The organism is Bradyrhizobium sp. Rc2d (genome assembly GCF_900099855.1).
GTDB lineage: Bacteria > Pseudomonadota > Alphaproteobacteria > Rhizobiales > Xanthobacteraceae > Bradyrhizobium.
Genome location: NZ_FNCU01000003.1, coordinates 355,132 through 362,102, shown reverse-complemented (window position 1 = coordinate 362,102; position 6,971 = coordinate 355,132). Strand labels below are relative to the sequence as shown.

Sequence of the window (6,971 nt, the reverse complement as noted above, 5' to 3'; positions counted from 1 at the left end):
CGGTCGTCTTATGTCGTCCGAATGGTCGTCCATTATGAGCACCCTTGCCGAAGATGACTCTTCTAACGGTGCCCCCAAGTCTGCGCACAGACAATCTGAAGGGCCTCGGCGCTACGCTTACCCTCGGGAGTGGTAAGGCGCTTCTTCACGGCTAGACCATGTACCTATAAACCAGACGGCGTCATGTGACCGGTGACTACGTCCACTTTGCTCCTTTGGCGACTAAATTCCCGCGGCAGCGCACTATGTCGCGATGGGCCAGGAGCCGACGTAGTGCGTTATAGCGAAGAGTGATGTAAGGTGGCTATCCGCAGGAAAGTTGCAGGCCGAAGCGCGCGCGGGAGCGCGACAGCGTCGTATTTTCTTTGTCGGGACCGGCTAGCGGTAGCTAGGGAGCGCCATCTGGCGGAACGTGGCGATGTAACCATCAAGGATTTTGCCGTATTGCTCAGCTGAAATGACCTTGCGCTCCAATAAATCCAAATCGCGCTGGACCTCGCCCAACAAGCGCAGCTTATCAGGGTTCGGTCCTTCCGCTCCCTCTTGCAAAGATCGTTCGATAGCTTTTATGAAGGCTCTCGTTCGCCTCATCAGGATTGGCCGCTGGCACGCCGCCACACCTGCTTTCTTCGCTGTGACCGCCCCCAAAGCGCCGGCCCCGACAGAAGCGCCCATATCAGTGTGGAGTAGCGCCGCACTCACTACTAAGCCACCAGTAGCGCCGACTCCGGCAGCAACCCAATCCCAAGGGCTTACAAGTTCTTTGCTAACTCGTTCCCACCATCCGCCATTATCCGGCATGGCTAATGGTCCTTCAAATTATTCTCACTAGCCTTTCGTCGTCGCGCCTTCGGGCGAGGCGGTGCAGGCTCGGGGGGCGCAGGCGCGTACTCTGCTGCAGGATAGTCGAAGCCAGACTCTGGTTCATGGGCGTACTCTTCCTCTGGTTCAGAGGCGAACTCTTCGTCTGAGCGAGACTCTGGTTGAGACCCGTACTTTGTTGGAGGACTGTCTGAGCGAGAACCTCCTAGAAGCGCAACAACTGCAACAAGGGCAAAGCCAACGAGCAGGCCGTACCAAAACCCCTGACCGACAGTAAGCCTGTCAGGCAGTATTGCAGCGAGCAGCATGCCTATTCCGGCAATCGCCAGTGGCGTAGGTATGCGATCGGAGAACTCCGACCTGGGTGGAAGCGGGGGTGAATAGAAACCCATTTAGTGTCCACCTCGCGCACTGTCGCGGAAGACATTGATTCTTGCATACCTGTACATCCTGCACAACACCCAGGCGAATGTCAGCTACGGGTCCAAAAGCGCCGGCCCAGCGCCCGGCTGCGAACTTCCGCTCGGCCCCTGCCAGCCGACATGCGGGGCCACCGCTTCAACGGGAGCGATGGGCCATGACCGAGTCATGCGGAGCAACAAGGAAGTCCAATTCGATAGTTCGTCGGAATTGGTGAGCCGCGGTACGGTGTTTGACAATCTTACTGACACTTCGGCTGCGGATGACCAGTCAATCCCGTTGGGTCCCATCCCAGGTTCATAGCCACGGTTTGCCGATCCGATGGACTGGCATTAAGGGCCTGTGCAGCCTTTTGGCGATCATTGGGCGATCGCTTTGGATCATTCGCGACCCAGCGCAGGTAGTTAGTTCCATAACCATCGGACGGTGGGCACGCGGTGGTTGTCTGAGCCATCCCTGGTGCAGAGATTGATGCCAGCAGGGTCGCACTGATCAGAACTTTTTTCATGGAGTCATTTCTCCGTTGTGTGATGGTCTATTGACAGTGGGTCAGCTTGTCTGGAGCGGCTTCAACCGCGCCAGAACTTCAATAGAAAAAATCGATGTCTTGGGTTTGGCGTATCGCGTTATTCGTATAGAAGATCAAGCGGGCCTTCGCGCTGTTCAATCCAAACGGGTTGGGGGCCGCCCCTAGATATTCGATAGACTTCACGCAAAGATAATTGCTGCGCCTCGCGCCGTCTATTGCAGCTGTTTTGTAAGTAGTTGAGAACCAGGGGCCGCTAATAAGGGTCGGCCAGTTTGATCCACAGTCCGCCAGCGCCGCTTGCTTCCGTCTTTCGAACTCAGCTACTTCCTCAGCGCTTTTGCGCGCTTCGGCTTGCTGCTGTTCCTGCTCGCGCCGAGCTTGGGCCAACGAATCTCCAGCGGCGTTGTGCACTAACGTCCACTTCTGGGTTTGGAGATCGAATGAAGCGCGAACATAGATGTTTTGCGCATTGCCAACGTACCATCCGAAATCGCGCGTGGCGCCGATAGTAAGTTCGAATTTTGTGCGCCGAGCATCTCTGCTGCGTCCCCCGTCGAGAAATTGCGCGGGTACTGTTGAACAACGCTGTGTCGCAGCGTTGCGTATTGAATCCAGCAGATCCTGGGTGAATGTTGGATCTGCGAATTGCTGCCGTTTCTCAGAGGGATAAAGTATCTTTATCAAAATTCCCACCACGGGGGGATTGACGCTTGCATCTAATTGATTGCAATCGAACTGTACTATTTCGCCAAATGTCGAGGGTGGATTATTCGTCGCAACTGGTGGGCTGGCTGGATTTGGCGGTGAAGCAGGTTGCGCGGTGCTCGAAGCTGAAGGTGTGTTGATCGTGGCCGCGGCTTTCTCTGCAGCCAGATCGGCTTGAGAGATGCAACGACTGCCGGCCGCGCAAACAAATCCTGGATTGCAATATCGGCCGTCGCCGCAATCGACGGAATTTTGCGGGATGCACTTTCCCGCTACCCCACGACCACATTTATTCCCCGGGGAACAAGTATACCCACCGCAATCTAAATTTCCAAAGGGCACACACTTCCCAGGCCTTATAGGGGAACATTGGTAGCCCTCGGGACAAGAGCCAACGCCACACTTTTCACCAGCCCATGCCGGATCAGCAATAAATGCGCCCGCGACGCCGAGCACTATAATGAGAGTGTATGCCGAGCCTGGCACTACAAGCCGTGGGATTATGCCAGCGATACTACTGACCACAATGAACCAGAAAATGGCCATCATGACTCTTCTTCCCTTCGACTCGACAAATCGATTTTGCTTTGAGGCGCGATTCACGAAACGAAGTTTTCTGCCGCATGCCAACGTGCGGGCAGATTACTACTGTGTGGATCACCAGCAGTTGTTATATCCCCGGCTGCTATATGTCTTCGACCATCGCCTTTGCGTTCAAGATCGAACACGAATTTGGTGATCTGACTCGAATTGAGGTAATGAGGTGTGGGCTCACCGCGGCGTCGGAAAAACATCAGCAATTGGCGGAAGCCGAGTGCACCTAACGCCTGTCCGCACTTCGGGCGCTGTATGCGAGGGCAACGTCCGGCCCGCGCATGAAGGTTCGCACTGGGTCATTTTCGACGGTTTCAGCGGAGATTGTCGGCTGGCTGATGTCCGCTTCTACCCGGGCCTGCTTGGAAGCGTTGCGTCTGGCCAGACCCCCTGTGATACTTCGTCCGCAATCTGCTCTCTGACAAGCCGGCCTGGCGCTACAATAAGAACCCGCTTAGCTCGCAGTACGAATGCCGCGGCGATTAGAACCGCTGTCTTTCCCGAGCCCGTAGGCATGGTCACGACGGCAGGATCTCGTCGCAGCGAAAAGTGCGCGGCGATCGCGTGGATGGCCCCTAGCTGCGCCATCCGGAGCCCAGGAGCCTCTCCGTCCTTCAGCGGGAAGCGGAAAGAATCGTATTGATCCGCGAAATACCCCAAAAGTCTTTCCTCAGCTAAGATGAAGCCGTTAGCATAACGTGCGCATCCTGAAGTTGCACCGATCCATCGCTGCATCCGCAGCGCTGCCCGCAGCAACAGATCTTTTGTTGCACTGCACCGGTCTACTCTCGTCGTTTGCCCATTCCGATTCCCCCGCAGCTGAGACCGGTCCCCACCTGCGAGATACAAGACGATCAAGCACGCCCTGGCGCTCAATGAGGGACTGGCCGAGCACGCGAAGCGAGAAGCCAAGCTGTTACTGGGCCCGGAGGCGATGGGCTCCTGTAGAAAGCTCGACGGTACGAAGTGCAGATCTCCATGGATGCCTGGCTCAGCCCACAGGAGAACGGCGATGGGAAAAACCAACCGAACAGTAGCTTGAGGAGTAAGCGTCGTTCTGCTCCCACCTTCTCGCGGCACACGGGATAGGCGAGTTTCACGATCTCTTTGAAGGGATCGGCTTGTGTCTATGCTTGACCATACGCTTAAGTCGGACGTGACGGCGCGCCGGCTGGAAGTGATCACGGAGACGGGACGCCGTCGTTGGTTCTCCAAGGACGACAAGGCCCGGATTGTCGAGGAGACGCTGGTACCAGGTGCGGTCGTTTCCGAGATTGCCCGGCGACACGGGCTGACCCCACAACAAGTGTTCACCTGGCGCCGGCAAGCACGCCGGTTGCCGACGCCGATGGCTGACGATCCTCCGTTTGTACCGGCAGTGGTAGACGCCATGGTACCGGCCGTGGCTGTTGGCCATGAGCGCAAGATAGCGCGACGCAAGGCCAAGCCGGATGTCGGGGCTCGCCGTTGCGATGCCGGGGGCATCGAGATCGAAGCCGAAGGCGTCACTATCCGGGTCGGCCGAGGCGCGGACGTGGCGATGATTGCGGCCATCGTCCATGCGCTGAAGGCACCCCGGTGATCGGCCCGTCCGGAACTGTCCGGGTAATGGTGGCAACCAAGCCGGTCGACTTCCGCAAAGGAATGGAGGGGCTTGCTATGTTGGTGCGCGAGCACATGAAGGCCGATCCGTTCTCGGGTGCGGTCTATGTGTTCCGTGCCAAGCGCGCGGACCGGATCAAGCTGATCTTCTGGGATGGGACGGGTTTGTGCCTGTTCGCCAAGCGGCTCGAGGAAGGCGTCTTCCGGTGGCCGAAGATCGAGGATGGCGTGATACGTTTGTCGGCGGCGGAATTGTCGGCGCTGCTCGAAGGGCTTGATTGGCGGCGTGTTCATGCGGCACGGGAGACGATCGTCCCGACGCAAGCCGGATAATTGTGGGCCGCGCTGCGGCGAAGTGAATCAGGGGCATCGGGCACGTCGTCAGGCGGGCGCGAATATGCTCTGATTTGCCTGTGAGCGATAACCTTCCTGATGATCCCGAGACGCTGAAGGCGATGCTGCTGGCCGAGCGGCACGAGAGCGAGCGGCTGCGCCAGATCATCAAGGAATTGCAGCGTCATCGCTTTGGCCGGAAGGCGGAGTCGCTTCCCGAGGAGCAGATGCTGCTGGGCCTCGAGGACGTCCAACAGGTTGCGGCGTGTACGGAAGCCAGCCAAGACGCGACCGCTCCGGAAGGCCGGGCGGAACGGGCGCGCAAGCGCCGCAACAACCGCGGAGCACTGCCGGCGCATCTGCCGCGGATCGAGGTCATGGTCGACCTCGACGACAAGACCTGCCCCTGCTGCAAGGGCGACCTGCATCAGATCGGCGAAGACAAGAGCGAGCGGCTGGACATGGTGCCGGCGCAGTTCCGCGTTGTCGTCACCCGACGTCCCAAATACGCCTGCCGAGCCTGCGAAGATGGCGTCCTGCAGGCCGAGGCTCCGGCCCGGCTGATCGAGGGCGGACTGCCGACGGAGGCAACCGTCGCCCAGGTTCTGGTGTCCAAATATGCCGATCATCTGCCGCTCTACCGGCAGGCCCAGATCTATGCCCGCCAGGGCATCGCTCTCGATCGATCGACACTGGCGGACTGGGTTGGGCATGCTGCCTTCCATCTGCGCCCGCTACATGAGCGCCTTCTCACGGTGCTTCGCGCGAGGTCCAAGCTGTTCGCCGACGAGACGACGGTGCCGGTGCTCGATCCCGGTCGAGGGCGCACCAAGACCGGCCAGCTCTGGGCCTATGCCGCCGACGACAGGCCCTGGGGCGGCCTCGATCCGCCCGGCATCGCCTATGTCTATGCACCCGACCGCAAGGCCGAGCGGCTGTTCAGTCATCTTGCCGGCTTCAAGGGCGTCCTGCAGGTCGATGGCTACAACGCCTACCCAAAGCTTGCCGAGCGTAGCGAGGTCGAGCTCGCCTTCTGCTGGGTGCACATGCGGCGCAACTTCTACGAACTCGCGACAGCCGGCCCCGCGCCGATCGCGAGCGAGGCGCTGAACCACATTGCCGCATTCTACGCGATCGAGAAGGAGATCCGCGGCCGCAGCGCGGAGGAGCGTCGCCTCGTGCGGCAGCAGAAGAGCCGGCCTCTGGCCGATGCCTTCGAGGCCTGGCTGCGCGGCAAGCTGGCTCTCATCAGCCAGAAGATCAAGCTCGCCGAGGCCATCCGCTACGCCCTCTCGCGCTGGCAAGGCTTAACGCGCTTCATCGATGATGGACGCATCGAACTCGACAACAACACGGTCGAACGATCAATCCGTGGCATCAAGCTCAGTCGCAAGAACGCGTTGTTTGCCGGATCCGACGGTGGCGCCGAACATTGGGCCGTCGTCGCAACCTTGGTCGAGACCTGCAAGATCAACAATGTCGATCCGCTCGCCTATCTCACTGACGTCCTGACAAGGATCGTCAACGGGCATCCAAACCGCGACATCGACCAGCTACTGCCCTGGGCCTACCGCGCTCAAGCCCTCAAAGCCGTGGCCTGAAAACAACGCTTACCTTGAGGAATTGAACCGGCTGAGTGAGATTGCCTGCGCCCCCGAACGCGCTTTGCCCCTTCTTACTTACCCCGCATTCTCTCCTCCCTCCGGGTCGGCTGCTTCCGCTTGTACGCGCATAGACCGTCATGGATACCGTTGTTGATTGGTACGGTTCGACCCCGGGAATAATCGCCTTCACATGACTTTGCACGGGATGCCAGCTGTGAAAGTTGAAAGACGACTACTGGAATCCTCCGCTCAATTTCGGTAATCGCTCGCCGGATCGGCACTGTTCAGCACTGCGCTCGGAGCGCAAAGCTGATGATGATGGCAAATCGGCATTGGTGACCGAACTGCACCCCGTTTTGGCC

At 59.0% G+C, this 6,971-nt stretch carries 7 protein-coding genes; 3 read left to right on the top strand and 4 right to left on the bottom strand.

The features are described from left to right. Nucleotides 1-378: 378 nt before the first annotated feature. From BLV07_RS07780 to BLV07_RS50285, 4 genes are all read right to left on the bottom strand, one after another. The gene (locus BLV07_RS07780) at nucleotides 379-801 is read right to left on the bottom strand and encodes a hypothetical protein (RefSeq protein WP_143035368.1); all 423 of its coding nucleotides are present in this window, start codon (nucleotides 799-801) and stop codon (nucleotides 379-381) included. A gap of 682 nt (nucleotides 802-1,483) precedes the next feature. Next, the gene (locus tag BLV07_RS45995) at nucleotides 1,484-1,750 is read right to left on the bottom strand and encodes a hypothetical protein (RefSeq protein ID WP_143035367.1); all 267 of its coding nucleotides are present in this window, start codon (nucleotides 1,748-1,750) and stop codon (nucleotides 1,484-1,486) included. 78 nt (nucleotides 1,751-1,828) lie between these two features. Next, nucleotides 1,829-3,025 (bottom strand): GlsB/YeaQ/YmgE family stress response membrane protein, encoded by a 1,197-nt coding sequence (locus BLV07_RS45990; RefSeq protein ID WP_143035366.1) that lies wholly within the window; start codon nucleotides 3,023-3,025, stop codon nucleotides 1,829-1,831. A gap of 393 nt (nucleotides 3,026-3,418) precedes the next feature. Beyond that, complete coding sequence (locus BLV07_RS50285; RefSeq protein WP_502689897.1) at nucleotides 3,419-3,658, bottom strand: DEAD/DEAH box helicase family protein; 240 nt, start codon at nucleotides 3,656-3,658, stop codon at nucleotides 3,419-3,421. Nucleotides 3,659-4,199: 541 nt separating this feature from the next. Between BLV07_RS50285 and tnpA the strand changes: the two genes are divergently transcribed. The 3 genes from tnpA (at nucleotide 4,200) to tnpC (ending at nucleotide 6,606) form a co-directional block, all read left to right on the top strand. Next, nucleotides 4,200-4,652 (top strand): IS66-like element accessory protein TnpA, encoded by a 453-nt coding sequence (gene tnpA / locus BLV07_RS07760; RefSeq protein ID WP_091882012.1) that lies wholly within the window; start codon nucleotides 4,200-4,202, stop codon nucleotides 4,650-4,652. Next, nucleotides 4,649-5,005, top strand: coding sequence for an IS66 family insertion sequence element accessory protein TnpB (gene tnpB, locus BLV07_RS07755; protein WP_091882009.1), 357 nt, complete (start codon nucleotides 4,649-4,651; stop codon nucleotides 5,003-5,005). The genes tnpA and tnpB overlap by 4 nt, the downstream gene beginning before the upstream one ends. A gap of 122 nt (nucleotides 5,006-5,127) precedes the next feature. After that, complete coding sequence (tnpC, locus tag BLV07_RS07750; protein WP_091882155.1) at nucleotides 5,128-6,606, top strand: IS66 family transposase; 1,479 nt, start codon at nucleotides 5,128-5,130, stop codon at nucleotides 6,604-6,606. Nucleotides 6,607-6,971 lie beyond the last annotated feature (365 nt).